The sequence below is a fragment of the Paenibacillus mendelii genome, assembly GCF_024498075.1.
GTDB lineage: Bacteria > Bacillota > Bacilli > Paenibacillales > Paenibacillaceae > Paenibacillus_Z > Paenibacillus_Z mendelii.
In genome coordinates this window covers 83,098-109,460 of the sequence record NZ_JANHOF010000015.1, presented here as the reverse complement: position 1 = coordinate 109,460, position 26,363 = coordinate 83,098, and the positions used below count along the sequence as shown (strand labels likewise).

At 49.9% G+C, this 26,363-nt stretch carries 19 protein-coding genes; 16 read left to right on the top strand and 3 right to left on the bottom strand.

Annotation, left to right across the window (positions count from 1 at the left end; all coding sequences use genetic code 11):
• Nucleotides 1-129 precede the first annotated feature (129 nt).
• From NNL21_RS29415 to NNL21_RS29395, 5 genes are read left to right on the top strand one after another with little or no spacing between them, the layout of a single operon-like run.
• The gene (locus NNL21_RS29415) at nucleotides 130-1,113 is read left to right on the top strand and encodes a sugar phosphate isomerase/epimerase family protein (RefSeq protein ID WP_204821869.1); all 984 of its coding nucleotides are present in this window, start codon (nucleotides 130-132) and stop codon (nucleotides 1,111-1,113) included.
• 37 nt (nucleotides 1,114-1,150) lie between these two features.
• Complete coding sequence (locus tag NNL21_RS29410) at nucleotides 1,151-4,363, top strand: family 78 glycoside hydrolase catalytic domain (RefSeq protein ID WP_204821868.1); 3,213 nt, start codon at nucleotides 1,151-1,153, stop codon at nucleotides 4,361-4,363.
• Entirely contained in the window at nucleotides 4,360-6,456 is a 2,097-nt protein-coding gene (locus NNL21_RS29405) for an alpha-L-rhamnosidase-related protein (RefSeq protein WP_204821867.1), read from the top strand. Before NNL21_RS29410 ends, NNL21_RS29405 begins: the two co-directional genes overlap by 4 nt.
• 13 nt (nucleotides 6,457-6,469) lie before the next feature.
• Complete coding sequence (locus NNL21_RS29400; RefSeq protein WP_204821866.1) at nucleotides 6,470-7,129, top strand: class II aldolase/adducin family protein; 660 nt, start codon at nucleotides 6,470-6,472, stop codon at nucleotides 7,127-7,129.
• A 14-nt stretch (nucleotides 7,130-7,143) separates the two neighbouring features.
• A complete protein-coding gene (locus NNL21_RS29395) occupies nucleotides 7,144-8,655 on the top strand; it encodes a rhamnulokinase (RefSeq protein ID WP_204821865.1) in 1,512 nt (503 codons plus the stop codon).
• Nucleotides 8,656-8,668: 13 nt separating this feature from the next.
• Here NNL21_RS29395 and NNL21_RS29390 read toward each other — a convergent pair whose 3' ends face one another.
• Complete coding sequence (locus NNL21_RS29390; RefSeq protein WP_204821864.1) at nucleotides 8,669-9,514, bottom strand: helix-turn-helix transcriptional regulator; 846 nt, start codon at nucleotides 9,512-9,514, stop codon at nucleotides 8,669-8,671.
• Nucleotides 9,515-9,963: 449 nt separating this feature from the next.
• Here NNL21_RS29390 and NNL21_RS29385 point away from each other — a divergent pair, with 449 nt between their 5' ends.
• Entirely contained in the window at nucleotides 9,964-11,700 is a 1,737-nt protein-coding gene (locus tag NNL21_RS29385) for an ABC transporter ATP-binding protein (protein WP_204821863.1), read from the top strand.
• 130 nt (nucleotides 11,701-11,830) lie between these two features.
• On the opposite strand, the gene NNL21_RS29380 is transcribed toward NNL21_RS29385, so the two are convergent.
• Nucleotides 11,831-12,868 (bottom strand): LysM peptidoglycan-binding domain-containing protein, encoded by a 1,038-nt coding sequence (locus NNL21_RS29380; protein ID WP_204821861.1) that lies wholly within the window; start codon nucleotides 12,866-12,868, stop codon nucleotides 11,831-11,833.
• Nucleotides 12,869-13,121: 253 nt separating this feature from the next.
• Between NNL21_RS29380 and rhmD the strand changes: the two genes are divergently transcribed.
• The 3 genes from rhmD to NNL21_RS29365 all read left to right on the top strand — a co-directional run bounded on the left by rhmD (nucleotide 13,122) and on the right by NNL21_RS29365 (nucleotide 15,594).
• On the top strand, nucleotides 13,122-14,306 hold the full coding sequence (gene rhmD, locus NNL21_RS29375; RefSeq protein ID WP_204821859.1) for an L-rhamnonate dehydratase: 1,185 nt from the start codon (nucleotides 13,122-13,124) through the stop codon (nucleotides 14,304-14,306).
• A 378-nt stretch (nucleotides 14,307-14,684) separates the two neighbouring features.
• Nucleotides 14,685-15,188 (top strand): YndA family protein, encoded by a 504-nt coding sequence (locus NNL21_RS29370; RefSeq protein WP_204821858.1) that lies wholly within the window; start codon nucleotides 14,685-14,687, stop codon nucleotides 15,186-15,188.
• Between the two features lie 265 nt (nucleotides 15,189-15,453).
• On the top strand, nucleotides 15,454-15,594 hold the full coding sequence (locus NNL21_RS29365; RefSeq protein WP_204821856.1) for a hypothetical protein: 141 nt from the start codon (nucleotides 15,454-15,456) through the stop codon (nucleotides 15,592-15,594).
• Nucleotides 15,595-16,138: 544 nt separating this feature from the next.
• Here the strand turns inward: NNL21_RS29365 and NNL21_RS29360 are convergent.
• Nucleotides 16,139-17,029, bottom strand: coding sequence for a LysR family transcriptional regulator (locus NNL21_RS29360; RefSeq protein WP_204821855.1), 891 nt, complete (start codon nucleotides 17,027-17,029; stop codon nucleotides 16,139-16,141).
• 122 nt (nucleotides 17,030-17,151) lie between these two features.
• Here NNL21_RS29360 and zwf point away from each other — a divergent pair, with 122 nt between their 5' ends.
• From zwf to NNL21_RS29325, 7 genes are all read left to right on the top strand, one after another.
• Nucleotides 17,152-18,675: a glucose-6-phosphate dehydrogenase gene (gene zwf / locus NNL21_RS29355; RefSeq protein ID WP_204821854.1), complete on the top strand. Its 1,524-nt coding sequence runs from the start codon at nucleotides 17,152-17,154 to the stop codon at nucleotides 18,673-18,675.
• Nucleotides 18,659-20,644 (top strand): transketolase, encoded by a 1,986-nt coding sequence (gene tkt, locus NNL21_RS29350; RefSeq protein ID WP_204821920.1) that lies wholly within the window; start codon nucleotides 18,659-18,661, stop codon nucleotides 20,642-20,644. The genes zwf and tkt overlap by 17 nt, the downstream gene beginning before the upstream one ends.
• 81 nt (nucleotides 20,645-20,725) lie before the next feature.
• Nucleotides 20,726-21,394 carry a fructose-6-phosphate aldolase gene (gene fsa / locus NNL21_RS29345; RefSeq protein ID WP_204821853.1) on the top strand — a complete coding sequence of 223 codons (669 nt, stop codon included), beginning with the start codon at nucleotides 20,726-20,728 and terminating at the stop codon, nucleotides 21,392-21,394.
• Nucleotides 21,395-21,435: 41 nt separating this feature from the next.
• Nucleotides 21,436-22,782: a glucose-6-phosphate isomerase gene (locus NNL21_RS29340; protein ID WP_204821852.1), complete on the top strand. Its 1,347-nt coding sequence runs from the start codon at nucleotides 21,436-21,438 to the stop codon at nucleotides 22,780-22,782.
• A gap of 20 nt (nucleotides 22,783-22,802) precedes the next feature.
• Complete coding sequence (gnd, locus tag NNL21_RS29335; RefSeq protein ID WP_204821851.1) at nucleotides 22,803-24,221, top strand: NADP-dependent phosphogluconate dehydrogenase; 1,419 nt, start codon at nucleotides 22,803-22,805, stop codon at nucleotides 24,219-24,221.
• A 256-nt stretch (nucleotides 24,222-24,477) separates the two neighbouring features.
• A complete protein-coding gene (locus NNL21_RS29330) occupies nucleotides 24,478-25,365 on the top strand; it encodes a carbon-nitrogen hydrolase family protein (RefSeq protein WP_204821850.1) in 888 nt (295 codons plus the stop codon).
• A 344-nt stretch (nucleotides 25,366-25,709) separates the two neighbouring features.
• Nucleotides 25,710-26,339, top strand: a complete 630-nt coding sequence (locus NNL21_RS29325) for a GntR family transcriptional regulator (RefSeq protein ID WP_256555565.1) — start codon at nucleotides 25,710-25,712, stop codon at nucleotides 26,337-26,339.
• The last annotated feature ends 24 nt before the right edge of the window (nucleotides 26,340-26,363 follow it).

Genomic DNA, 26,363 nt, shown 5'->3' with positions numbered 1-26,363 from the left:
AGCCTGACAATCTTTCAAACATAAGGTAAATACATGACCGGATTCCTCCATTAGACTTAAGGTATAACGTGGCGCACACCGTCTCGTCGTGGATCAGTCATGAGAAAATTGAATCGAGGAGTGAAAAATATGAAGCCAAAGTATGCTGTGATTTTGTCGAATGTAGGTTCCTGCTCGGATCGTTTCGTCGCCGATGGGTATGGTCCGCCATATACGATCGAAGAACTCTTCGCTCGCGTGGCGCAAATTCCCCAAGTGACCGGTGTCGAGCTAGTCGGTACATGGCATGTAACGGAATCGAATGTGGCTGAGCTCAAGGGGTTGTTGGAGCACTATGAGCTTCAGCTTGTATCCATTATCCCCGACCACTTCGGACAGATGAAGTGGAAGCACGGCAGCTTTGCGGCCAAGGATCCTGCTATGCGGAACGCGGCTGTCGCCCATACCAAAGAAATGATTGATGCTGCGGTCGAGCTGGGCGGGAATTTGATTTCCTTATGGCCCGGTCAGGATGGCTATGATTATTTATTCCAAGCGGATTATATTCAGGAGCGGGATTGGTTCGCCGAAGGGGTAAAGGAAGTAAGCCGCTATCGGTCTGATGTCCGAATTAGTCTCGAATATAAGATCAAGGAGCCACGGACGCATAGTTATCTAAGCACAGCCGCTAACGCGCTGCTGATTGCACAGGAAACGGGCAGTGACAACGTCGGCGTGACCATCGATTTCGGTCATGCACTCAATGCCTATGAGACGCCGGCGGATTCTGTAGCTCTATTGAAGAAATACGGCAACAAGCTGTTCCACGTGCATATGAACGATAACTACAGGCATTGGGATGACGATATGATCGTAGGAAGCGTCCACACGATCGAGACGCTCGAATTCTTTTACTGGCTGAAGCGGACCCAATATGACGGGTGGTTGTCAATCGATCAGTATCCTTATCGGGAGGACGGACTAGAGGCTGTGCGAGAAGGGGTCAATGCGATGGAAGCATTCGTCAAGCTGGCCGATTCGATTCCTGAGGAACAGATCGAGCGGATGTTCCGGCACGGAAACTCTCCGGAGATCACAGCCTATCTCCGCAAGCTGCTAGTATCGTCTATATAAGCTGATCGACATCGGCAAAGGAGCGATTATCCGCAATATGTTAACAATAGAAGCATTGACCGTGGATTATGTACAGAATCCGATTGGCATCGATACTAGAGAGCCAGGTTTGGGCTGGATGCTGCACGCTGAAGGGGGTGCGCGCGGCTGTCATCAAACGGCTTACCGGATCATTGTCGCAAGTAGACTCGAGCTGATCGATCAGCAGACCGGCGTTGTATGGGATACAGGCCGCGTTGAATCTGCACAAAGCCAGCACATTATCTACGCAGGGCATGAGCTCGACTCATGTACCCGTTATTACTGGAAAGTTAAGATATGGGATCAGAGTGGCGAGGAATCTGGCTGGAGCGATCCCGCCTACTGGGAGACCGGGTTCATGGAGGATTCGGAGTGGCAGGGCAGCTGGATAACCGCATCCTTCCTGAAGGATCCGTTCCCGGAGCCTGACCTTTTGTCCGGCATTCCCGTGATATGGGATGCGGATGACGAAGCTTCTAACGCTGAATCATCCGTCTCCCAAGGAGGAGCTTCAGGCAGGGGAGCGGCGAAACGTTATTTTCGCCTGGCGTTCCCTCTCGCGGAGGAATGGACCGAAGCGAAGCTTCACATCTATGCAGCGGATTCCAATTACATCTATGTTAATGGACAAAGCGAAGGTCTCTATTTTCCTTACGAACAGACGGTTACGCTGGATATTGCCGAGCTGCTGCAGCTTGGTGATAACGTTGTGGCGTGCAGCTCGGATGGGGAGAAGAAGGGGTTCATCGCGGTCCTTCACCTGACCCAATCCGATGGACGAACGCTTCAATATTCGACCGAAGCGCCAGAGTGGAAAGTATTAGACCGTTATGAGGATGGTTGGAACCAGGCTGGGTATAGGGATGATCATTGGCATGCTCCGGTTCAAATCGGTCGCTTCGGTCATGAGGAATGGGCGAGATACAAGCGGATTGTCTATCCCGTGAACAAAGGCTATGGACCCAATCCCAGATTCGGCAAATCGTTCAAGGTCCGGTCCGGGGTGTCCCAAGCCCGTCTGTATATATCGTCTCTAGGCATCTATCAATGCCAACTGAATGACGAGCCTGTCAGCCGCGACGCATTCGCTCCAGGCTGGACGGATTATCGTAATCGCATTCCCTATCAAACCTATGACGTCACCGGATCCTTGCAAGAAGGCAATAACCGGCTCGAAGCCACCGTCGGATCAGGCTGGTATGCAGGGCTGCTGGGTATATTCGGGCCCTATCATTATGGTGCGAAGGTGGCGTGCCGGGCGGAGCTGCATATAGCTTACTTAGACGGGTCCACTGAGATTCACTATACAGACGAGGATTGGCAAACGGCAGAGAGCCCCGTCGTTTCGGCGGATTTCTTCATGGGCGAAACCTATGATGCGCGGCTTGAATTGGCACCTCCCGCTTGGCGAAATGCGGTCTTGCTCGATACGGTTCCCGGCGGCCGAATGACCGCAGCAGTAGGTCCGGCCATCCGGCCTACACGCAAGCTTATACCGGTATCGATCAAGCGGATCGGGGCGTCGATCTATCAGCTCGACATGGGCCAGAACATGGTTGGCCGGATCAGGCTCGGGGTATCCGGACGGCAAGGTTCACAGGTGCGCATCCGATATGCAGAGCGGCTGACACCGGAAGGGCGGCTCTATACGGCGAACCTTCGTTCGGCGAAACAGGCCGATACCTATATTCTGAATGGAACGGCAGATGAGGCGTACGAGCCCGCATTTACCTATCATGGGTTTCAGTATATTGAAATCGAAGGCTACCATGGGGAATTAACCATCGATAAAGTCACAGGGATTGTCATCCACTCCGACCTGGAGGAAGTCGGCGAGATGAAGACCTCGCATCCGCTTGTCAATCGCCTGCTTGACAACATTCGCTGGAGCCAGCGGGGAAATTTCATCGGCCTTCCACTTGATTGTCCGCAGCGGGACGAGCGGCTAGGCTGGACCGGAGATGCGCATGCGTTCGCAAGGACGGCTACGTACAACATGAACAGCGCCGGTTTCTACACCAAGTGGCTGACAGATATTCGCGATGCTCAGCGCGGCGACGGCGCCTATCCGAATGTCGCTCCTGACGTCAGGGATCTCGGTGCGGGCTTTGTCTTTTTCGGCGATGGAGGCGTCATTATTCCATGGACGATGTACCAGGTATACGGAGATAAGCGGTTCATTGAAGCGAACTATGCCAGCATGAAGAAGTGGATTGAATATCTGCTGTCGGATTGCGACGAGCAGCTGGTTCGCAGAACGGAGACGTTTGGCGATCATCTTGCATATGGCGCTGAAACGCCTAAAGGGCTGATCAACGCCGCATTCTTCGCTTACAGCGTAAAGCTGATGGCCGCTATGGCCGGCGCGATCGGCGCAGAGCGAGATGCGGAGGAATATTCGGATTTATTCATACGACTGAAGGATTCGTTCCAGAAGCGCCATGTGTTGGAGGACGGCAGTGTCGTAAGCGGGACTCAGACAGCCTACGTGCTGGCACTCATGATCGGCCTACTGCCGGAAGCGACGATACCTGCCGCTGTGTCGCGGCTGAAAGATGAGATTGAACGCAACGATTGGCATCTGACCACCGGCTTCATGGGTGTCAGTTATATATTGGCCGCTCTATCGGAGCATGGGGAACAGGAGACAGCGCTTCGACTGCTGCTTCAAGAATCGTTCCCCTCCTGGCTGTATCCGGTTCGTAATGGAGCAACGACGATGTGGGAGCGCTGGGATGGCTGGAACGAAGAGAGGGGCTTCCAAGATCCGGAGATGAACTCCTTCAACCATTATGCGCTGGGCTCCGTCGGGGAGTGGCTCTATCGGTACTTGGCCGGCATTGATCTGGCAGAAGGCGCCAGCGGGTTCCAACGCTTCTTGATCCGTCCGATTATGGGCGGAGGTTTCACGCATGTAGCCTGCCGCTTTAAGTCGCTGTATGGCTTTATCGGCAGTGAATGGCGGCAAGATGTGAACGTTGGCACGATGAACGTGGGAATTCCGGTCAACACGACTGCGGAAATCGTCGTTCCCGCAAAGCCGGGGGATACCGTTATGATCGACGGTCGTTCCATTGGCGCAAGCCAGGAGCAAACCGAATTCGAAACGGAGGCGCTGAAGGAAGCCGGCAGCGGGTGGACCGTTCTTAAGCGGAGCAGCGATGCGCTTCATATCCACGCGGGCTCTGGACAATATCAGATCAAGGTCTATAAAGGAGACAACTCATGAGTAACCAGCAGAGCAAAGCAACCTGGATCTGGTATCCGGACGATTACGAATTGTGGCTACACGCGAGCGTATCGGTAAAGCGGCAATTCAGAGGTTATATCTGTCCGCCGTTCTGGCGGCTTGATACCGCATATTCCAACGTATCTTTCCGCAAGACATTCGAGCTGGAGAAGCCCGAGCGGCTAACCTTGTCCGTACAAGGAATGTTCGTTCTGCATATGGACGGCAGTATGACGCCGACGCCCTATGAGCGCACTCCGGTCACCTCCGTGCTTCTTCCGGCAGGCAAGCATGAGCTGACCGTGAAGGTATACAATGACCGAATGATCCCTGCTGTTTATGCCGAAGGGGAAACCATCGTGTCGGATGGCAGCTGGGAGGTGACCTGCTATGATGCCAAATGGGTGAAGGCAGCTTCATCGAATCTGAACGATATCGCTTATCCCCCGGCTGACTTTCGGTTTGCTTATCAATCCCTCGAGCCGGTGTCAGTCACGCATATAGAGGGGGCAACCCTACTGGACTTTGGCCGCGAGACGTTTGGCTGCGTCCGGTTCGAGGGCATGGCGGGCAAGGGGAAACTGCGGCTCTACTATGGCGAATCGCTCGGCGAGGCGATGGCCGGCGAAGAAGCCGAAACCTTCGACGAGCTCGAGATTGCCCACGATCGGCCGCAATTATTCGTAACGCCCGTGACGAGAGCCTTCCGATACATTCAATTGCAGGCAGACGAAGGACTTTCGTGGGAGGCTGTCACGCATGACTATGAATATTTGCCGCTTGAGCGCCGCGGCAGCTTCCGCTGCTCCGATGAACGAATCAATCAAATTTGGGATGTCTCCGTGTATACGCTGCATCTCAATACGCGGGAGTTCATGTACGATGGTATGAAACGTGACCGCTGGGTGTGGAGCGGCGATGCCTATCAGAGCTTCCTGATGAATAACTACGTCTTCTTCGATCAAGACGTCACGAAGCGGACGCTGATTGCCCTGCGGGGCAAGGATCCCGTACAGCTTCATTTGAACACCATTATGGATTATACCTTCTATTGGTTTATAGCGTATTACGATTATTTCATGGCGACCGGCGACCTATCTTTCGTGGAAGCCAGTTACCCGAAGATGCTCTCCCTGATGGACTTCTGTCTGAACCGGCGCAACGGTGAAGGCTTCATGGAAGGCCATCCGGAGGATTGGGTATTCATTGATTGGGCGGATATGGACAATAGGGGCGAGGTTGCGGCGGAGCAGCTGCTGTTCTGTAGAAGTCTGGAAACGATGGCGATTGTGGCCAAGGAGCTGGGCGACCTGGAGAACGGAGAACGCTTCCATCGTCTGGCCACCGAATTGCGGACCCGTATCTTTGAGCTGTTCTGGGACGAGGACCAAGGCGGGTTGATTCACGGGCGTCTGGACGGACAGCTGAACAAGCGGATATTGAAGTATCCTAACATGTTCGCGCTGCGGCTGGATTATTTGAACGACGATCAGAAGCAGCTCGTGAGGGAGAACGTCATGCTCAATGCTTCTGTCCAGAAAATCAAAACGCCGTATATGCGCTTCTATGAGCTGGAAGCCATGTGCGAGATTGGCGAGCTGGATTACGTTCTTCGTGAAATGCGCGATTATTGGGGCGGGATGCTCGACTTAGGAGCAACAACCTTCTGGGAGGAATACGACCCGGCATTGCCGATCGAGGAACAATACCATATGTACGGCGACAAATACCGCAAGAGCTTATGCCATGCCTGGGGCGCCGCCCCGATCTATCTGCTTGGCAAATATACGCTGGGAATTCAGCCGCAAGCACCGGGATTTTCACGTTATCTGGTGGAACCGAAGCTAGGCGATCTGGACTGGATCGAGGGCACGGTGCCGACACCGGATGGCGAGATCAAGGTATTCATGAATCAGACTCGGCTGAGCGTCGTGACGAATCGGTCCGGCATCGGTCTGCTCCGCTTCACCAGTACAGGTAGGCCTTCGGTCAATGAAGGTGAATTACGGCTAATCGGTCACGGAAGGTACGAGCTGGAGCTGCCCAATACGGACTACCGCTATGAAATCATGCTGTGCCAAGAAAACGAATGAGCGGAGGGTAAGCATGGGGGAACAGGAGTTAAGGCAGGAACTGTGCAAATATGCGCAGCGGGCCGTTAATAATGGTCTTGTCGTCGGGCCCGGGGGGAATATAAGCGCACGCCTCGGAGATAAGATGTATTTGTCGCCAAGCGGATTCGCCATTGAGGAAATCGAAGAAGAGCAGTGGATCGAGGTAGACATTCCGAGCGGAGACATCACCGATATCGGACTGCGGCCGTCCTCGGAGGTTCTCATGCATCTGTACAGCTACCGGCAGAATCCCGCGATCGGAGCTATCATCCATACGCATCCTTCATCATGTATTGCCTTCACGCTCGTGGAGACGGAGCTGCCGATTCTGTTTCCCGACCAGGCCGCGCTTGTCGGCAGAACGGCCTATGTTCCTTACGTGCTGCCGACGACGGATCTGCTGGCGGACGCCGTGGCCGACAAGGTTGTGGAAGCAAGCTCTATTCTGCTTGGTAATCACGGTCTTGTCACGACAGGCCGCAATTTGCGTGAAGCGTATTACAGGACACAGGTTGTCGAGGAGAGCTGCAAGATTTATTTGAGCGCCCGAGCCGTCGGCATTCCCTTAGTGCTGACCGAGCAGCAGTTTGCGGAAGTCGCTTCCCTGGAGAGCGAAGAATACCGCATCAAGCTGCTTCAAAAAATGAAATGAAGGCGGTGGAGAGGATGGAGTCGAGCCGGACCGTTCTGGCGTTCGATCTCGGAGCGAGCAGCGGCCGGGCGCTGCTCGGCCGGCTATCTCCGAGTGGCGAAGCAGGTTCGCTCCGGTTGCAGGTGGAGGAGATTCACCGTTTCCCGAACGGGCCGGTAACCGCAGGCGGACGCATGCATTGGAACATTCTGTCCATCCTGCAGGAAATCAAGACAGGCATTCGCCTCGCCTATGAGAGCGGTGAGATCCCGGAGAGCTTCGGCATCGACACATGGGGCGTTGACTTCGGACTTCTGGACGCGAATGGCGAGCTGCTCGGAAACCCTTATCATTACAGGGATTCCCAAACAGAAGGTGTGGTCGAGGAGCTTGGCCGTTTGATCGGGGAAGAGAAACTCTATTCCGACAGCGGACTTCAGTTCATGCCTTTCAATACGCTTTATCAGCTCTATGCCATGAAGAAAGCTGGTTCACCAAAGCTTGCGGCTGCCAGAACGCTCCTCATGATGCCGGATCTGCTCCTCTATTATCTGACCGGACGCCGGCATAGCGAATATACCTTAGCAACGACGACAATGCTGTTTCATCCCGTCAGGAAGCAATGGAACGGTCCGCTGCTGGAGCGTATTGGCGTGCTAGACTCTCTATTTATGCAGCCCGTCCAGCCCGGCGCATCGCTTGGCGAATTGACGGATAGCGTTCGCCAGGAGCTGGGCGTTCCACCTCTTAAGGCGGTTGCGGTTGGTTCTCATGATACGGCTTCAGCTGTCGCCGCAGTACCGTCAGGGATGGGGCAGTTCGTCTATCTGGTCTGCGGCACGTGGTCCCTGCTCGGTACGGTACGGGATGAGCCGCTGCTCGGGAACGAAGCGATGCGGCAGGGCTTCTCGAACGAGGGCGGGGTAGATGGGGGATATCGGCTGCTGAAGAACATTATGGGACTATGGCTTGTTCAGGAATGTCACCGAAAGTGGAATCGCAGCGGCTCAGGACCTTCCTTCGCTGATCTCACGAAGATGGCGGACGAATCCGTTCCATTTCACAGCTTGATCGCCCCCGACCTGCTTCGGTTCATGAATCCGCCGGACATGGAAGCGGAAATCGCGGCATTCTGCAGAGAAACCGGACAGCCCGTACCGCGCAGTCCCGGCGAGACGATCCGCTGTATTCTGGAGAGCCTGGCACTGAGGTACCGGCAGGTATTGAGGCAGACTGAAGCGCTGACAGGTACAATATTTCCTAGATTGCATATGGTGGGCGGGGGCATTCGCAACGAGACGCTTGGCCGCTTCACGGCGAATGCGATCCAGATCCCCGTGTGGGCAGGGCCGGAGGAGGCCAGCGCGATCGGCAACTTGCTCGTACAGTTTCAGGCTTGCGGGGCTATTCAATCCGCTGCGGAAAGAACGGAAGTCGTGGCAGGCTCTTTTCCACTACAAGTCTTTCAACCTGAGGTGAGCGAGCGGTCAGCATGGGATCAAGCTTATGAGATATTCTGCCGGTTAGGAAACAGCGGACTGTGTTAAGGGCGCAGATGGATTAAACACCTGAATGTGACTTCTTCCATTCGGTCGGGCTTTGCCCAAATTTCTTCTTGAACATACGGCTGAAATAATGAATACTCGGGAATCCGATCGCTTCGGCGATCTCCCGCATGTTCATGCCCGTGGATTTCAGGTAAGAGGTTGCGGCCTGCATGCGCAGCTCATTCAAATATTGAAATGGGGTCAGGCCGGTCATTTCTTTAAATAGCCGAATGATATAAGAAGGCGTATAGCCGGAGCGCTTGGACAAATCCTCTAGCGTGATATCGCCGGCAAAATTATTCTCCATATGACGAATCAGGCTGTACATATACGTCTGTGCCGTCCACTTGTCGGAAGAAGTGTTGTGCGCACGCAGCGGATCAATGGACGAGTGGCAGGCTGTCATGTATTGGTCGATTTGGAGCAGCAGCTTCTGAACGTCACACGCTAGTATTTGGTTTGCCTTCTCGCCATTGGTATTCGGAAGCTTATCTGTCACCATTCGGCTAATGGATGTCAATGTCAGTCTAATATCGGCAAGCTCAGCCTGCTCCCAATTCAGTTCGCTCTGCGCTAAGTTCCAAGCATGAAGCATCTCGATGCATGGTATAAAGTCCGTATCCTGCATGCGAACCTCGATAAACCAGCACGCCAAGAGTGACGAAATCTGATCGATGTGATGGGGAGAAGAAGGTGTGAAGACGAACAGAGCGGGCGCTTCTGCTTTGTATGCGTTTCCGATCCAGTGCATATTTAATTCGCCGGACGAGAAAAAAATAAGTTCATGATACGGATGAATGCTGCGCGACACCCGTACAGGACCAGCCGAGGTGAAATGATCATATTCGCGTATGTACATTCGTCACGATCCTTCCTGTGAGGAGTAGGAGCTGCTAATGTTTCCTATCTTCTCTAAGTATACTTAATCACGATAAGTTAAACCATGCTTAAACGGCTTGTAGAACCATCAAATTTCCAGCACCATCCTGACACGGATTAAGATATGGCCTTATAGGAGGGAGAGGAGCTTGCCGTGCAGCAAGCTTCTTCTTGGTTATGATCAGACGCAGCACCATTCGAACATGGTCAGCTCGTCTATAAGTAAAGAACGTTTATAACTAAAAATAACGGTTCGTTCCAGTTAAGCAATCGTTTATAATTAAAGGATAAACAAACAAGGAGGCAATAACATGAGAAACATAACGAATGACACCATATCAGCATATAAGGGTGGAACACTTTCTTAGACTGCTAAAGGTGTACTCCCTTATATGTGTTTGTTCAATAACACAATAAAGGGGTAAATTCATGCGTTTTCCAATGAAAAAATTTCTCTCCTATTACAGACCGTACTTAAGGTTATTTCTACTCGTATTGACCTGTGCGTGTATGGTTTCTGCTGCTTCCTTGGTATTTCCGCTGCTCGTGCAGTATATCACGAAGGATGTTCTGCAAGGAGACGTGTCCGCTGCGTTGAGCAAAGTTTACGGGATTGGCGGGCTGATGCTGGTATTGGTCGCGATCCAGAATATCGGGAATTACTTTGTGGACTATAAAGGTCATGAGGTCGGCGCACGCATGGAAAGTGACTTGCGAGGCGAGCTGTTCGCACACATGCAAACCCTTTCCTTTGACTTTTACGACAAGGGAAGAACCGGTCAGCTGATGTCTCGAATAACCAACGACCTGCTGCTGCTTTCGGAGCTGTACCATCACGGGCCGGAAGATTATATCAAATATCTCGTTCGCTTTATTGGAGCCTTTGTCATATTGTTCTTTATTAACGCACCCTTGACTATTGCCGTATTTTGTTTCTTCCCGCTCTTAGGTCTCTTTTCCTTGTATTTCAACAAGAGGTTGAACCGGGCATTGCGAACAAACAAGGAACGAATTGGCGATGTAAACGCTCAGGCTGAAGATAGTCTATCAGGAATACGCGTTGTACAATCATTCACCAACGAGCCGGTAGAGATCGGGAAGTTCAACCGGGAAAATAACCGTTTCCTCGACAGCCGGAAGAAGACGTACAAAGCAGAAGCACTCTTCTATAATAGCTTCGAAACGATTATCCAGCTGATTACGATCACCGTCATTATCTTTGGTAGTGCCAGTATTGTCGGGAGCACGCTGGAGCTGGCAGATTTGATCACTTTTTTACTATACATCGGCTTCATGATAGAACCTATCCAACGTCTGACACATATGAGCACGCAGCTTCAGGAAGGAATTACCGGCTTCCAGCGTTTCATGGAAATCATGAATCTGAAGCCGACGATCGAAAACAAACCGAATGCCTTGATTCTGCCAAAGGTAGATGGCGATATTGAATTCAAGCATGTTTCCTTCCGATATGAAGATCATTTGGATCGTGTATTGGCAGATCTGTCATTTCATGTGCATCCGGGTGAATATGTAGCGTTAGTCGGACCGTCCGGTGCGGGAAAAACGACATTATGTTCGCTCATCCCCCGATTCTATGAAACGACGGGAGGGGACATTCTGCTCGATGGGATCAACGTCCGGGATATCGACCTGCGGTCATTGAGAAGCAGCATCGGCATTGTGCAGCAGGATGTCTACCTTTTTGCAGGAACGGTGATGGAGAATATCCGCTACGGAGACCCAACTGCAAGCGAGGAAGAAATCATCGAAGCTGCCAAGCATGCCAATGCCCATGACTTTATCATGAATTTGCCAAACGGCTATCACTCCGAGATTGGACAGCGTGGTGTTAAGCTGTCAGGCGGCCAAAAGCAGCGGCTCAGCATCGCGCGCGTATTCTTAAAGAATCCGCCTGTTCTAATTCTGGATGAGGCGACGAGCGCATTAGACAACGAAAGTGAGAGCATAGTTAAGGAATCCTTGGAATCATTAGCAAGAGGCCGTACAACCATCGTCATAGCCCACCGTCTGTCTACGATTCGCAATGCCGGGCGAATTCTCGTACTAACCACTGATGGGATTGTGGAACAAGGAACGCATGCTGCCTTGCTCGCACAAGAAGGCGTATACGCACAATTATATTCCAAGCAGTTTGAACAATAAGTACCATCTCGCTCGTTTATAACAAAAAGTCGGCTTACCTTAGCAGCAACAAGGTAAGCCGACTTTTTCATTCTGGATTTACGAACCTCTACGATTCCTCAATCGTCTATCATCGCCGAACGGCTTTTGCTTATGGCGCAGAGGCGGGAGGAATTTTCAACACATCGCCGACCTTGACATGATCGTTATCTTGATTGTATTCCGCAATGGACTTCGCATAATCGCTCACACCGAAGTATTTTCGGGATATGCTGGAAAGGGTTTCTCCTTTTTGAACGGTATGGCTGGTTACACCCTTGTTCGTGCTGTTATTGTTCTCAGCCTGGTTCACCGGTATTGCGGGTATGATCAAGTTGTTCCCGGCTTTCAAATCCTTGTTCTTATCCAGCTTGTTATGCTCCGCAATCAGATCCACATAATCAGCAGAACGATAGAACTCCATCGCAATACGATACAAGGTATCGCCGCTGCGAATCATATACGTTACCGGTAAATCAACCTTGGAATTATCCTTGTTATCCGGCTGTTTCTTAGGTACGGATCCAGCTTTCGAAGATAAAGCCGGAATCTTGATCGTGTCCCCGACATTCATGTCATTGATAAACACAATTTCGTTGTGGTCCGCCAAGAGGGCAACGTAGTTCTTCGAATGATAAAACTTCATAGAAATCGTAGACAAGGTATCTCCCTTACGGACGACATAGGTTGTGGGGAGCTTCACTTTCTCATTGGATACCGCCGGGGCTTTATTCCCATCGTTGCCCTTGTCCGGCTCGAGCGTGACCTCTTGACCATCATCTTGGTCCGCATCAGCTACCGGTACTTCTTCAGGTAAAATCTCTGACTCCGTTTGATCGTCGATAGAGGGTTCATCCGGTAAGGGTGTATGAACGGAAGCATCAGAGCTGCCGGCTTGCTCATTACCGGTCAGCTCATCATCTAGAGCATCATCGGTTTCTACCGGTTCATTATCTGACGAAATGTTCTTGTTATCTGCAGCAGACGGCTTGTGCCCGGTGAGGAATTGCGATCCATATATGCTGTACAGTGCTCCGCAAATCACAAGAAGAAAGGTCGCAGATGCCAGAATGATCTTATAAACGGGCTTGTTCTTCCTCGTACGACTGGATCTGGGGCTGTATGCGCTGCGTGTCGAATCTTTGTTCAAAGCTATACCTTCCTTTCGACGATAGAATCTCTTAACTCTATTATATTACTATATTTATCCTTCCGTAAGCTGAGCGCTAGAAAAATCGGGTAATTGGCACTATTCCGGTGTCAGGATCAATGTCCCCGTCGGGAATATGGTAACTGGGCGGATTCAACGAATGACCAAATTGGGTTTGTCAGGTATAATGGAATTAACTGGGTTGCTAGTTTATTCGTCATTGAACCCGATTGGAATGAAGGGAGCGTCCACCATGACAAGCAGTACAGGCCGCCGGATTGCGGCTATCAGGACTTATGTCGTCGAGAATGGAGGCGGCGATTATCACAGCAGAGGGGCAGAGCATTGGATCGTTCAGCAGATTTCGACCCCGATGAGTATTTATCCGGCCTATAAGGAAACGCGGACAAGCTTCGGGATCAATGCGCTGAAGACGATCGTGGTAGAGGTGGAAGCCGACGACGGCACGGTAGGTTTCGGCATTTCAACAGGCGGGTATCCAGCCGCTTGGCTGATTATGAACCATCTTGACCGTTTCATTGTCGGTCAGCCTGTCGGCAATACGGAGCAGATGTGGGATCAAATGTATCGCGCCTCCTTGTATTACGGCCGCAAAGGGCTGGTCATGAATGCGATATCCGCCGTTGATCTGGCCGTTTGGGATCTGCTCGGCCGGGTAAGGCAAGAACCCGTCTATGCAATGATTGGCGGCAAGGTGCGGGAGGAGATTGAATTTTATGCAACGGGTCCCCGTCCGGATCTAGCCAAGGAGATGGGCTTCATCGGCGGGAAGATGCCGCTTAAATACGGGCAGGCCGACCGTGAGGAAGGCATGCGCAAGAACGTGGAGCAGCTTGCCGAAATGCGCGGAAGGGTCGGCGACGATTTCTGGATGATGCTGGACTGCTGGATGTCGCTTGATCTTCCTTATGCACAGACGCTGATGCAGAACTGCGAGGATCTCGGACTCAAGTGGATTGAAGAATGCTTCAACCCGGACGATTACTGGAGCTACCGCGATCTGAAGAAACGGGCAGGGAACCGGATCATGGTGAGCGGCGGTGAACATGAAGCGACCCGCTACGGATTCCGGATGCTGCTCGAATTCTGCGATATCGACCTGATCCAGCCGGATGTCGGCTGGTGCGGTGGGCTTACCGAGCTGCTCAAGATCGGTCATCTGGCCGAAACCTTCGGAAAGCTAGTCGTCCCACACGGAAGCGGCGTATACAGCAATCATTACGTCATTACCAAGCCGAACAGCCCATTCTCCGAATATATTATGATGAGCCATGACGGAGCAAGCGTCGTACCGCAATTCTATCCATTGATCAAGGATGAACCGATTCCCGTCAACGGCAAAATGAAAGTAAGCGATGCGCCCGGCTTCGGCGTCGAGCTGAACCGCGAAGGGCTCATTGAAGTGAAGAAAGATTAGTGACTTCCATGTAACTGCTAGAATGGCACTATCATGAATGCTGGACATAAGTAGACTCCAAGGCCGCGCGAAACGGTGGTCAGTCACTATAAATTCATTCATTGGGAGATAGACTCATCTTTATGTAAGGGCTTACTTGAAATTGGATGAATGAGCTGCAGCTATTTAATACCGCTATTATGGATGAGGTTGACCAGTTGAATCTGGTTAACCTCATTTTTTATTGGTATCAGAGCTACTCCGGAATAGCTTATAAGCCATAAGTTCTATTTTATGTAAACTAACATAATTCGACAATTTATAGGTTACTTCGACATTATTAGTGTGTTACATTAACCTTGCTTTAAAAATATGTAATATTTAGGAGGTAGAAAGGAAATGAAAAATTCGCACGAAATGAAGGTGAAGAGGAGACGTACGTTGTTTTTGGCATTAACCCTTGCGCTCGCCATTCCGTTTTCAACGGCATCGGCATCCGGTAAAGATGGAGCCGAGAAAACCGCTGCAAGCGTATCTGTCGTACGCGCGAACGGAGATGTCGTCACTCCGATGGGAGCAGGAGAGTGGGATTATTTGGGGCAGCGCTCCACTTCTTCCAGCGAGAATCCGTCCAACTATGTACATTCCGGCGGGGGAGACTTTAAGTACAAGGTCGTATCCGGTCCAAGCGGCGGCGCCTGGTATCAATTGCGGGAATACGATCCTAATAATGCGGACGACATTATTACGGATCCTAACGGGTACAGTTACTTTTATTTGTATACCGGCGACACTCTGATCTACAGGGGAATCTCCGGAGCAATCGACGGTGACAACAAGAAGGCGGAATTGTATGTGAAGGAAAGCTTTAGCGGTTCCGCGCAAGTGCAGTATTGGGACTAATACCTTTATATTAGAACCAAACATAGACCTGTTGAAGCACATGTAAGCGCGGCATAAAGAAAAGCATCCCAACCGGTTTCAACCGGGCTGTGGATGCTTTTTGCTGCATACCGCTGTGGCATTTTGCATCATTATTATGAATTCCTTGATTCACTTAATTAATATCGTAACGCATAGCTAGGAATGGTAAAATCAAGGGGATATCCAAGGTGGAGTGCATGCTAAGCACTTTGTAAAGCAATAGACCATTATGGGAGGCGGTAAAGTGGATGTGGTTTTCTTAGTCATCGTATTTGTTGTCTTTGCAAGTATACTCGGGAATCAGATGGCGATGTTGAAAACAGTTAGAAGCATGGATGAAACGCTAAAAGAGATCAAGGATAAAATGGAAAAAGATGCGTATTGATATGTGCTTTGAATAGGACGAAGGGCCGCGAAATAATGCTGAAAATAAAGTATCATTTAATCTGCCATTTCTAATCGTTCGAAATGAAAAGAAATATGGCTACAATGATCAATGAACCGCCCATAGTCATTGATAAAATACATACATACGAAGACAAGCAGCATCGAATAAGAAGAATTCAAACCAAAGACAGAAAGCGAAGATTTTATTCAAATTGGTTCAAGGAGAAGTGGGTTGTTCACTGCTTGCGGAGCCAGCAGCCAAGCGGTTTGCTAATGAAAACATCCTGCAGATCTGGGGCGGCATCGATCTCCAGATTGATCTGCATTTTGGATATCATAAGGATAAAAAGAGTGACCCTGTGCTACAAGAAATAAGCGCAATAGTAGGCAGGATGTGGAACTCGGATGATATCTCGAAGTAATTAGCAGATGGCCGGTCAATGATAGACAAGGGTATCAAGAACCAGAAAGCAGGAAAGGCAGCCGAACGATATCGGCTGCCTTCTTTGCTTAGATGGATAATTTGAAAAAACATCGCTGATTTAAATCTCATCGGTATTCTTCACGAACTCAATAAACTTACTGGCCGCATGGGATAGCGGCATATTGCGCATAATCATGAAGCCCACTTGAGAAGGGGGCATCTTAATATCTAAATTAATTTCGAAGAGGGAGCCTTCCTCGAGTTCCTTGGAAATGAATTCTTTCGTAATGTAGGAAATTCCGAGGCCTTTCCGCGCGAATTCGATGAGAAGATCCACGCTACCGACTTCAATCTCAGGCTTGATCTGATAACCATAGCTTTGAAATAGTTCCGTGATGGCCATCCGTACCCGGCTATTGCGCGAGAATAGGATGATGGGATACTGAAGCAGCAGCTCCAATGAAAGCACTTTGTCCTTCAGCTCCGCAAAATGAGCCCCCGCAACAAAGCAATCCTGCAGTTCAATCCCCTTCATCACTTCAAGCTGGGAATCGACGATGGGCATCCGTACGACGCCCAGATCGATCTTGCCTTCTTTCAAGAAGGCGATCGTTTCCGGCGTCGTCCCATGATTCAGGTGCAGCTTGATTCCGGGATGCTTCTGACGATAACTCTCCAGGTAGGGAAGCAAATAGTGCTTGAATAACGAGTCGCTGCCGCCAATCCGCAGCTCGCCGCTGTCCAGATTTTTAAGCGCGGCCATCTTTTCTTCCGCCAGCGAGATTAGAATCTGAGACTTCTCGATATAGGAATATAGGGTGACGCCTTCCTGCGTTAAGGCAACGCCTTTGGAATTCCGGTAAAACAAGGTAATGCCGAAGCTGTCTTCCAGCTGCTTGATGGCATGACTGACGCTTGGCTGAGTGATGTACAACGATTTGGCGGCCTTAGACAAGCTTCCCGTCTTCGCGGCCCAGTAGAATACCTTGTATAGTTCGTAATTGATCATAGACGTGGTCTATAGCTCCTGTTAAATATACTAATTACTTGTATAGGTGTTATTCGTATTATAGTGGATTTAAGAAATAGAAACCAGAGCTAACAAAGAAACCCTGCTGGAAGGTGAAAATAATGGAGGCAACCACGTTTGTGTTGTTTGGAGCGACAGGGGATTTAGCCAAAAGAAAGATTTACCCTGCCCTCTATAATCTGTACGTCGATCAGAAGCTGCCCCAATCCTTCTCGGTGATCGGCCTTGGAAGAAGAGAGCTGTCCGATGAAACCTTTCAAGCCAATGTCGAGCAATCGCTCCGCATGTTTTCCCGGCGCGAAGCGAAGGATCCGGTTGTATTGAAAAACTTCGTGCGTGCATTCCGCTATAGTGTGCTCGATGTGGGCCGCAAAGAAGATTACCTGAAGCTGCTCAAGCTTATTGAACAGCAGGAAGCAGAGCTTCGCATGGAGCCGAATCGCTTGTTTTATTTGTCCGTAGGTCCTGAATTTTTTGAAACGATCGCTGCCAACATCCAAGAAAGCGGACTTGGCTCCGCGAACGGCTGGAAGCGTCTGGTGATCGAGAAGCCTTTCGGTCATGATTTGCAATCCGCTCGCGATTTGAACCGAAATCTGAGCAAAGCATTTACGGAAGAAGAGATATTTCGAATCGATCATTATCTCGGCAAGCCGATGGTACAGAAGCTTGAGGTTCTGCAGCAGAGCCATCCGGTCCTACAGGCCTTGTGGGGGAACCACAGCATGGCGAACGTTCAAATAACGGCGAACGAGATCGTCGGTGTTGAAGAACGGGCTGGCTATTACGATCATGTCGGAGCCCTAAGAGACATGTTCCAGAACCATATGCTGCAATTGCTCATGATGCTAACGATCCAGCTCCCGAACAACAGTACGTCCGAGAATGTCCGTTTCAACAAGAAACAGGTGATGGATTCCCTGGAGGCGCTGAATAAAGAGGATGTCCGATCCCATGTTGTCCGCGGCCAGTACGGAGCAGGAACAATCCAAGGTAAATCGGTTGTCGGTTACACTTCGGAGCCCAATATTGCTGCAAACTCTCAGAACGACACATTCATCGCAGCCAAGCTGCAAATTGCCAATGATGCTTGGCGGGACGTCCCTTTCTACATCCGCACAGGCAAACGAATGAAGGATAAATCAACGCGGATCGTGATCGAATTCAAAGAACCGTTCGTGCAAGCCCAGTCAAACGATGAGGATCTGACACCTAATCTTATCGTATTCGAAATCAATCCCAACGAAGGCATTTCACTGCAATTCAATACCAGAGATCCTCAGCAGCAAAGAGAGTTCAGACCTATTCATATCGACTTTCATGAGAGGGGAGACAACGTGCCTGAGGCTTACGAGAATTTGATTGGCGACGCCTTGCACGGAGACTCGACATTCTTCGCGCATTGGGACGAAGTCGAATTGTCATGGCAGTGGGTACAGCCGATCTTGGATGCCTACGAAGAAAACCTGGTTCCTCTTCATCGCTATGAAGCCGGCACTTACGGGCCAGCCGAGTCCGATGAGCTGCTGGCGAAGGACGGCTTTCATTGGTGGTTCGATGACAAGCCGGAACAAACCATCGAATCTATAAAAGGAGAACGATATGCCTATTACACAAACCGTTGATCAACTGTCCGTCGATACGATCCGTACGTTATCGATCGATGCCATTAATGCCGCCAATTCCGGACATCCGGGGCTGCCGATGGGAGCTGCGCCAATGGCTTATGCCCTGTGGGGCAAACATCTCAATCATAATCCGGGCCATTCAAAATGGTTCAACCGCGATCGTTTCGTATTGTCCGCCGGCCATGGTTCGGCATTGCTTTACAGTCTTCTGCATTTGTCCGGCTATAACGTTTCAATAGAAGATTTGAAGCAATTCCGCAAGCTGAATAGCCGAACGCCGGGTCATCCTGAATTCGGCCATACCGATGGAGTAGATGCGACGACCGGTCCTCTCGGACAAGGAATTGCAATGGCGGTAGGCATGGCGATGGCTGAAGCGCATCTGGCTTCGAAATTCAACCAAAGCGGATTCCCGGTCGTCGATCACTACACGTATGCGCTTGTCGGAGATGGCTGCTTGATGGAAGGGATCTCTTATGAGGCCATGTCCATGGCAGGACATATGAAACTGGGCAAATTAGTTGTCTTGTACGATTCCAACGACATCTCCTTGGATGGAGAACTCCATCTTTCCTTCGGTGAGAACATACAGAAGCGAGCGGAATCCGCAAATTGGCACTATTTGCGTGTTGAAGATGGCAACGATATAGAGCAAATTGCCAAAGCGATCGAAGCGGCTAAACACAATGATACGCAGCCGACAATTATCGAAGTCCGGACCATTATCGGTTACGGAAGCAAAGCAGCGGGAACGAATAAAGTGCATGGCGTTCCGCTGGGCAAAGAAGAAGCCAAGGCAACAAAAAAAGTTTATGGCTGGACACATGAGGAAGAGTTCACGGTTCCGGAAGAAGTCAAAGCTCATTTTGCGCAGCTTCAACAAGCGGGCGCGGCACAAGAAGCATCGTGGAACCACTTGATCGCTTCCTATAAAGCACAGCATCCCGCACTTGGTGCGGAACTGGAGCAAGTCATTGAAGGCTCCGTCGTGATTGATGCCGCGGACATTCTTACCTTCGATTCTTCCAAGACAATTTCAACGCGCGTAGCCAGCGGTCAAGCGATCAATCATTACGTTCAATTGGTTCCTTCGATCTTCGGGGGCAGCGCGGACTTGTCCCATTCCACGATGACGGATATTAGCGGCGAGCAGGTATTCGCCGTAGAATCCTACGCAGGACGCAATATCTACTTCGGCGTCCGTGAGCATGCAATGGGCGCAGCAGGTAACGGAATGGCGCTCCACGGGGGCGTAAAACCATTCGTAAGCACGTTCTTCGTCTTCAGTGATTATCTGCGTCCGTCGATTAGACTGGCAGCTATTCAGAAACTGCCTGTGACGTATGTGTTTACCCATGATTCTGTAGCTGTTGGCGAAGATGGACCTACGCATGAGCCGGTCGAGCATCTGGCAGCGCTGCGAACCATTCCGGGACTTACGGTTATACGTCCTACCGATGCCAATGAAACGGCAAACGCCTGGGCCTATGCCCTGCAGCAAAATGAAGGTCCGGTAGCACTCGTGCTGAGCAGACAGAACCTGCCGATCTATGAAGCAACCAAAGGCAATGTGGAGGCGGTAGCCAAGGGAGCCTACGTTCTGACGGAAACCAACAGCCAGCCCGATGTGATTCTGATCGGTACCGGATCCGAAGTTTCCCTGGCGGTAAACGCCAAGGCTGAGCTCGAGAAGGAACAAATCTCCGTACGCGTTGTCGCCATGCCGAGCCGCGAGCTCTTCGACCGTCAACCCGAAGCGTATAAGCAGTCGGTATTGCCCGCTTCCGTCACGAAGCGCTTAGCAATTGAAGCCGGTATTTCACTCGGCTGGGATCGTTACACGGGTCCAAGCGGCAAGGTTTTGTCCATTGATACATTCGGTGCTTCTGGACCGGGCACGGAGGTCATGGAACACTTTGGCTTCTCTGTGGATAATGTCGTTCGTTTAACCAAACAATTATTATAGTCAACAGAGAATATAATCCAAAGCCCATGTATAATTAGAATGTCCTTAAATAAAAAACCATATCAAACGGAGGAATTACAAATGAAATTCTTTATCGACACAGCAAATCTGACGGATATCAAAAAGGCATATAAAATCGGTGTCTTGTCCGGTGTAACGACAAACCCATCCTTGGTTGCCAAGGAAGGCGTGAAATTCGAAGATCGCATCGCTGAAATTTTACGCGAAGTGCCTGAGGTTGAATCCGTATCGGCTGAAGTAACGCCGGATGCCGAAACAGCTGAAGACATGATTGCCCAAGCGAATGAGCTCATCAAGATCAACAACAACGACCCCAACATTACCATTAAGCTTCCGATGACGCTGGCAGGCTTGGAAGCATGCCGTTACCTGACGAAGAAAGGCGTAAAAACAAACGTAACGCTGATCTTCACCGTGAACCAAGCACTCTTGGCTGCCCGCGCAGGCGCAACTTATGTTTCCCCGTTCCTGGGCCGCTTGGATGATATTTCGGAAGACGGCGTTCTGCTCGTCACGAAAATCGCTGAAATGTTCCGTACGCATAACCTGGATGCGCAAATCATCGCGGCATCTGTCCGCCATCCGGATCACGTGACGCGCGTTGCCATGGCCGGCGCTCATATCGCAACGATTCCTTTCTCCGTCATCGAACAGATTTCCAAGCATCCACTAACGGATCAAGGCATGGATAAATTCGCGGCCGATTGGAAAAAAACAACACAGCTATAAGCTGCATGTTCCCAACATGATTGAAAAGGAGTGACATTCTAATGACAATTTCATTCGATTATTCCAATGCGCTATCGTTTATCCAGCAGCATGAAATCGATCATCTAAGCGAGTTCGTGAATGTGGCTCACCGGATGCTTCATGAGAAGCAAGGGCCTGGATCCGATTATTTAGGCTGGGTGAATCTGCCCCTCGAATATGATCAGGAAGAGTTTGCGAGAATTAAAGACGCGGCGAAGCGAATTCGCAGCCATACCGATGCTCTGGTCGTGATAGGAATCGGCGGTTCTTATCTGGGTGCAAGGTCGGCGATTGAAGCGCTGTCCCACACATTCCATAACCAAATGAAGGGCAACACCGAAGTCTATTTTGCCGGTCAAAACATCAGTTCAACCTATATCACGCATCTGCTGGAGCTGCTGGAAGGCAAAGATATTTCATTGAATGTGATCTCCAAGTCGGGAACGACGACGGAGCCGGCCATCGCATTCCGTATTCTGCGCGATTATATGGAGAAGAAATACGGGAAAGAGGAAGCCCGCAAACGGATCTTTGCGACAACCGATCAGTCGAAGGGTGCACTCAAGAAGCTGGCCGATGAAGAGGGCTACGAAACCTTCGTTATTCCGGACGATGTAGGCGGACGTTATTCCGTTCTAACAGCGGTAGGGCTTCTTCCGATTGCGACTGCCGGACTCAACATCGATCGAATGATGGAAGGCGCAGCTGCCGCCGCGCAGAAATACAATAATTCCGACCTCGCTTCCAATGAAAGCTACCAGTACGCGGCAGTTCGCAACGCTCTTTATCGCAAAGGGAAAAGCATTGAGCTGCTGGCTAATTTCGAGCCGTCGCTGCATTATGTTTCAGAGTGGTGGAAACAGCTGTTCGGCGAGAGCGAAGGGAAAGACCAGAAGGGACTATATCCAGCATCCGTCGATTTCACGACCGACCTGCATTCCATGGGACAATATGTGCAAGAAGGCCGGCGCGATCTGATTGAGACGGTGCTATCGGTGAAGAAGGCAAAGGTCGAGTTCACCATTCAAGAGGATGCCGGCAACCTGGACGGTCTGAATTTTGTCGCGGGAATGACGATGGATGAAGTGAACAAGAAGGCAGCCGAAGGCACGCGTCTTGCCCATGTCGATGGGGGCGTTCCCAATCTAATCATTGAACTGGATGAGCTCAATGAATATACGTACGGCGAAATGGTTTATTTCTTCGAGAAAGCTTGTGGAATCAGCGGCTTGCTGCTTGGGGTAAATCCATTCGACCAGCCTGGCGTAGAAGCATACAAGGTTAATATGTTCGCCTTGCTTGGCAAGCCTGGGTTTGAAGTGCAAAAAGCGGAGCTCTTGAAACGTTTATCGGATACTGCAAAGTAATGACAGGGAGGCAGCATGCTGTGAAGAAACAACAAATTGGCGTAGTCGGACTGGCCGTTATGGGAAAGAACCTGGCCTTGAATATCGAAAGCAAAGGATTCTCGGTAGCGGTATATAATCGTTCGGCTGCGAAAACAGATGAACTGTTAGCAGAAGCACAGGGGAAGGATTTCGTTGGCACTTACAGCGTCGAGGAGTTCGTTCAATCCCTGGAGACGCCGCGCAAAATCCTCATCATGGTCAAAGCGGGCCAACCTACGGACGATACGATTAATCAGCTTGTGCCATACCTGGATCAAGGTGATATTCTGATCGACGGTGGAAACGCCTATTTCCCTGATACGCAGCGCAGAAACAAAGATCTTCAAGCCCAGGGCTTCCGCTTCATCGGCGCAGGCGTTTCTGGCGGCGAAGAGGGGGCATTGAACGGCCCTGCAATTATGCCAGGCGGGCAAAAGGACGCGTACGAGCTCGTGGAGCCGATCCTGACCGCCATATCGGCCAAAGTGAACGGCGATCCTTGTTCGACTTACATTGGTGCAGACGGCGCTGGACATTATGTCAAAATGGTCCACAATGGAATCGAATACGGGGATATGCAGCTCATCGGTGAGGCGTATCATTTGCTCAAGGATGTACTGAATTTGAACACCAGCCAGCTGCATGATATTTTCACCGAGTGGAATAACGGCGAGCTGGACAGCTATTTGATCGAGATTACGGCAGATATTTTCAAGAAGACCGATCCAGATACGGGCAAACCGATGGTAGATGTGATTCTCGATTCGGCAGGGCAAAAAGGAACGGGCAAATGGACGAGCCAAAGTGCATTGGATTTAGGCGTTCCCTTGTCCATCATTACAGAATCGGTATTTTCACGGTTCATCTCCGCGATGAAGGAAGAACGCGTCACCGCTAGCAAGCAGCTGAAAGGTCCTGCGGCAACCAGCTACGACGGCGATCCTCAAGAATTCATCGAGGCAGTCCGCAAAGCTCTGTATACGAGTAAAATTGCATCTTACGCGCAAGGCTTTGCTCAGATGAGAGCAGCTTCCGACGCGTACAACTGGGATTTGAACTACGGCAGCATAGCGATGATTTTCCGCGGTGGATGCATTATCCGTGCAAGATTCCTGCAAAATATTAAGGATGCCTATGACCGGAATCCGGCTCTGAACAACCTGTTCTTGGACGAATACTTCGGCGGGATCGTGGATAGCTACCAGGAAGCTTGGAGAAAAGTTATCACGATTGCCATATCCAGAGGCATTCCGGTTCCTGCATTTGCTTCTGCGTTGGCTTATTATGACAGCTATCGGACAGAGAGGCTGCCAGCTAACTTACTTCAGGCGCAAAGGGATTATTTTGGTGCACATACATTCCAACGTCTAGATAAAGAGGGAAGCTTCCATTTTCAATGGCTGGACAATAACGAGTAATAGGTTCATGCAATCTTTTAAATATCGTCCGATTAAGAGGCACTCCATTATATGGAGTGCTTTTTTTGTAAAAGAATGCCGGTGATGGCCATGAATTGTGTTATTTGCCTCCGTTCCTGATGACAGTTTAGCTTTTATCGTTCTCTACCACTTCGCAAAAGCTATCCTGTCGTATAATTTGATTATCGCCAGTGGAAGCAGCCGAATGGCACTGGTGTTCATTATAATGAATAATAAATGATGAGAGGTGTTGCGGATGAAAACCTTTACCGTTGCGATTGTACAATACAATTGTAGAATGCCTGATCAAGCATTAAATACGGAGATTGGACTTCGATTTGTCCGAGAAGCCAGCACGCTCGGAGCGGATATCGTATTATTTCCCGAATGCTGGATTACAGCCTATGCGTTTCCCGATATCGTTGAAACGAACCTGCCGTCAAATGAGATCGAGGATCATCCAGACTTCAAAGCTTGGTATGAGGCCGCTTTAGATGAGAAGAGTGAATCGATACAAGCCTTTCAGGAGATAGCGAAGGAATTATCCATTGGAGTGGTCATTACAGGTTTTACAAAAGGGGTCAATCGTCCGCAAAATTCGGCATTCGTCATCGACAGAAACGGCAACATTGTATTGAAGTACAGTAAAGTACATACCTGTGACTTTGGTACAGAGCGATTGCTTGAGTCCGGTACTGAATTTAAAGTATGCGACTTTGACGGCATAATGCTTGGAATCATGATTTGTTACGATCGGGAATACCCTGAAAGCGCTAGAATACTTATGCTAAAGGGGGCAGAACTGATTTTGGTTCCTAATGATTGCGAAGCCATGAAGCCCCGATTACAAGCACTCTCAACCAGAGCCTATGAGAATATGGTTGGTGTTGCCATGGCCAATCCTCCCGGAGAAAATGCGGGATGCTCCTGTGCGTTCAGTCCCATAACGTGGGACCATGAAGGTAAACCGGTCGATAACACGATTGTAGAAGCGGATACGATGACAGAAGGTATTTTTATAGCAAATTTTAATTTAGATGAATTGCGGGATTATCGCAGTAAAGAAATGATGGGGAATACGTTTCGCAAAGTGATTGCCTATAGCGAATTATTAAGTGATCAAGTAAAGGCACCTTTTGTATGAACAAACGAATGGTTTCGACCTTTTCAATAGGCGCCAAGGCAGTTCATTTTATCGGAAAAGCGGTCATTCTCTACTCAGGATGACTGCTTTTGTTGATGAAAGAGGCATGAATTCTAACAAATGTCGTGCGCGGCAGAACTCATCCATTTCGAATGCGTTTTGAAAGTCAAGTTCGAAGGGTAATTTATTAAGGAAGATATTGCCGGAAGTATCGGTGGTTCGCTCTCCAATATCTTTCAAGGAGCTGCGTAAGAATACACGCTTACAAGGGTTTACATCCTATTTTGAAAGACGTATGATGGTCTTGCAAAATTGTAAATTCACATGATAAGGGGAAAGACAAATTGATACCCGATACAGAAAAGGCAGGCTATAAATCGATCGCTCTTGATATTGCTCAAAGAATCGTAAGCGGGGAATTTCCAGAGTCCAGCAAGATATCCGGACGCTCACTCTTGGCGGGCCAGTACCATGTTTCTCCTGAAACCATACGCAAGGCCATGGGGTTGTTAAAAGAAGAGAATATTGTGTCTGTCTCTCAGGGCAAAGAAATCACCATCCAATCCAGTCACAACGCTTACGAGTATATAACGAAAAACGATTATTTGAAATCGGTTTATTCCCTTAAACAAAATTTGCAGCTCTTACTTCATGAAAAACAAGTCATAGACCAGAAGTTCGAATCACTCCTCACGGAGATTATTGAAGCTTCTGACCGGTTACAAAATCTAAAGCCATATAATCCTATTGATCTGAAGATTTCACCTGACTCCCATGTCGTTGGGCAGACGATTGGCAATCTTCAATTTTGGCAAAATACAGGGGCTACCATAATCGCGCTGCGCCGGGGAACGCATGTCTCGATCTCTCCAGGACCGCATGTTGTGCTAAGAGAAGGAGACATCCTGGTTGTTGTCGGAGATGAGAAAATTTTTGAAATAACGGGGCAATTTATTAATAAACCTCGTATATAAAATAAAATCAATGAAGCAGCAAGG

What these genes read in the sequence shown, in the direction of transcription:
- NNL21_RS29415 (WP_204821869.1), top strand. Translation starts at nt 130, where the DNA reads ATGAAGCCAAAGTATGCTGTGATTTTGTCGAATGTAGGTTCCTGCTCG.
- NNL21_RS29410 (WP_204821868.1), top strand. Translation starts at nt 1,151, where the DNA reads ATGTTAACAATAGAAGCATTGACCGTGGATTATGTACAGAATCCGATT.
- NNL21_RS29405 (WP_204821867.1), top strand. Translation starts at nt 4,360, where the DNA reads ATGAGTAACCAGCAGAGCAAAGCAACCTGGATCTGGTATCCGGACGAT.
- NNL21_RS29400 (WP_204821866.1), top strand. Translation starts at nt 6,470, where the DNA reads ATGGGGGAACAGGAGTTAAGGCAGGAACTGTGCAAATATGCGCAGCGG.
- NNL21_RS29395 (WP_204821865.1), top strand. Translation starts at nt 7,144, where the DNA reads ATGGAGTCGAGCCGGACCGTTCTGGCGTTCGATCTCGGAGCGAGCAGC.
- NNL21_RS29390 (WP_204821864.1), bottom strand. Translation starts at nt 9,514, where the DNA reads ATGTACATACGCGAATATGATCATTTCACCTCGGCTGGTCCTGTACGG.
- NNL21_RS29385 (WP_204821863.1), top strand. Translation starts at nt 9,964, where the DNA reads ATGCGTTTTCCAATGAAAAAATTTCTCTCCTATTACAGACCGTACTTA.
- rhmD (WP_204821859.1), top strand. Translation starts at nt 13,122, where the DNA reads ATGACAAGCAGTACAGGCCGCCGGATTGCGGCTATCAGGACTTATGTC.
- NNL21_RS29370 (WP_204821858.1), top strand. Translation starts at nt 14,685, where the DNA reads ATGAAAAATTCGCACGAAATGAAGGTGAAGAGGAGACGTACGTTGTTT.
- NNL21_RS29360 (WP_204821855.1), bottom strand. Translation starts at nt 17,029, where the DNA reads ATGATCAATTACGAACTATACAAGGTATTCTACTGGGCCGCGAAGACG.
- zwf (WP_204821854.1), top strand. Translation starts at nt 17,152, where the DNA reads ATGGAGGCAACCACGTTTGTGTTGTTTGGAGCGACAGGGGATTTAGCC.
- fsa (WP_204821853.1), top strand. Translation starts at nt 20,726, where the DNA reads ATGAAATTCTTTATCGACACAGCAAATCTGACGGATATCAAAAAGGCA.
- NNL21_RS29340 (WP_204821852.1), top strand. Translation starts at nt 21,436, where the DNA reads ATGACAATTTCATTCGATTATTCCAATGCGCTATCGTTTATCCAGCAG.
- NNL21_RS29330 (WP_204821850.1), top strand. Translation starts at nt 24,478, where the DNA reads ATGAAAACCTTTACCGTTGCGATTGTACAATACAATTGTAGAATGCCT.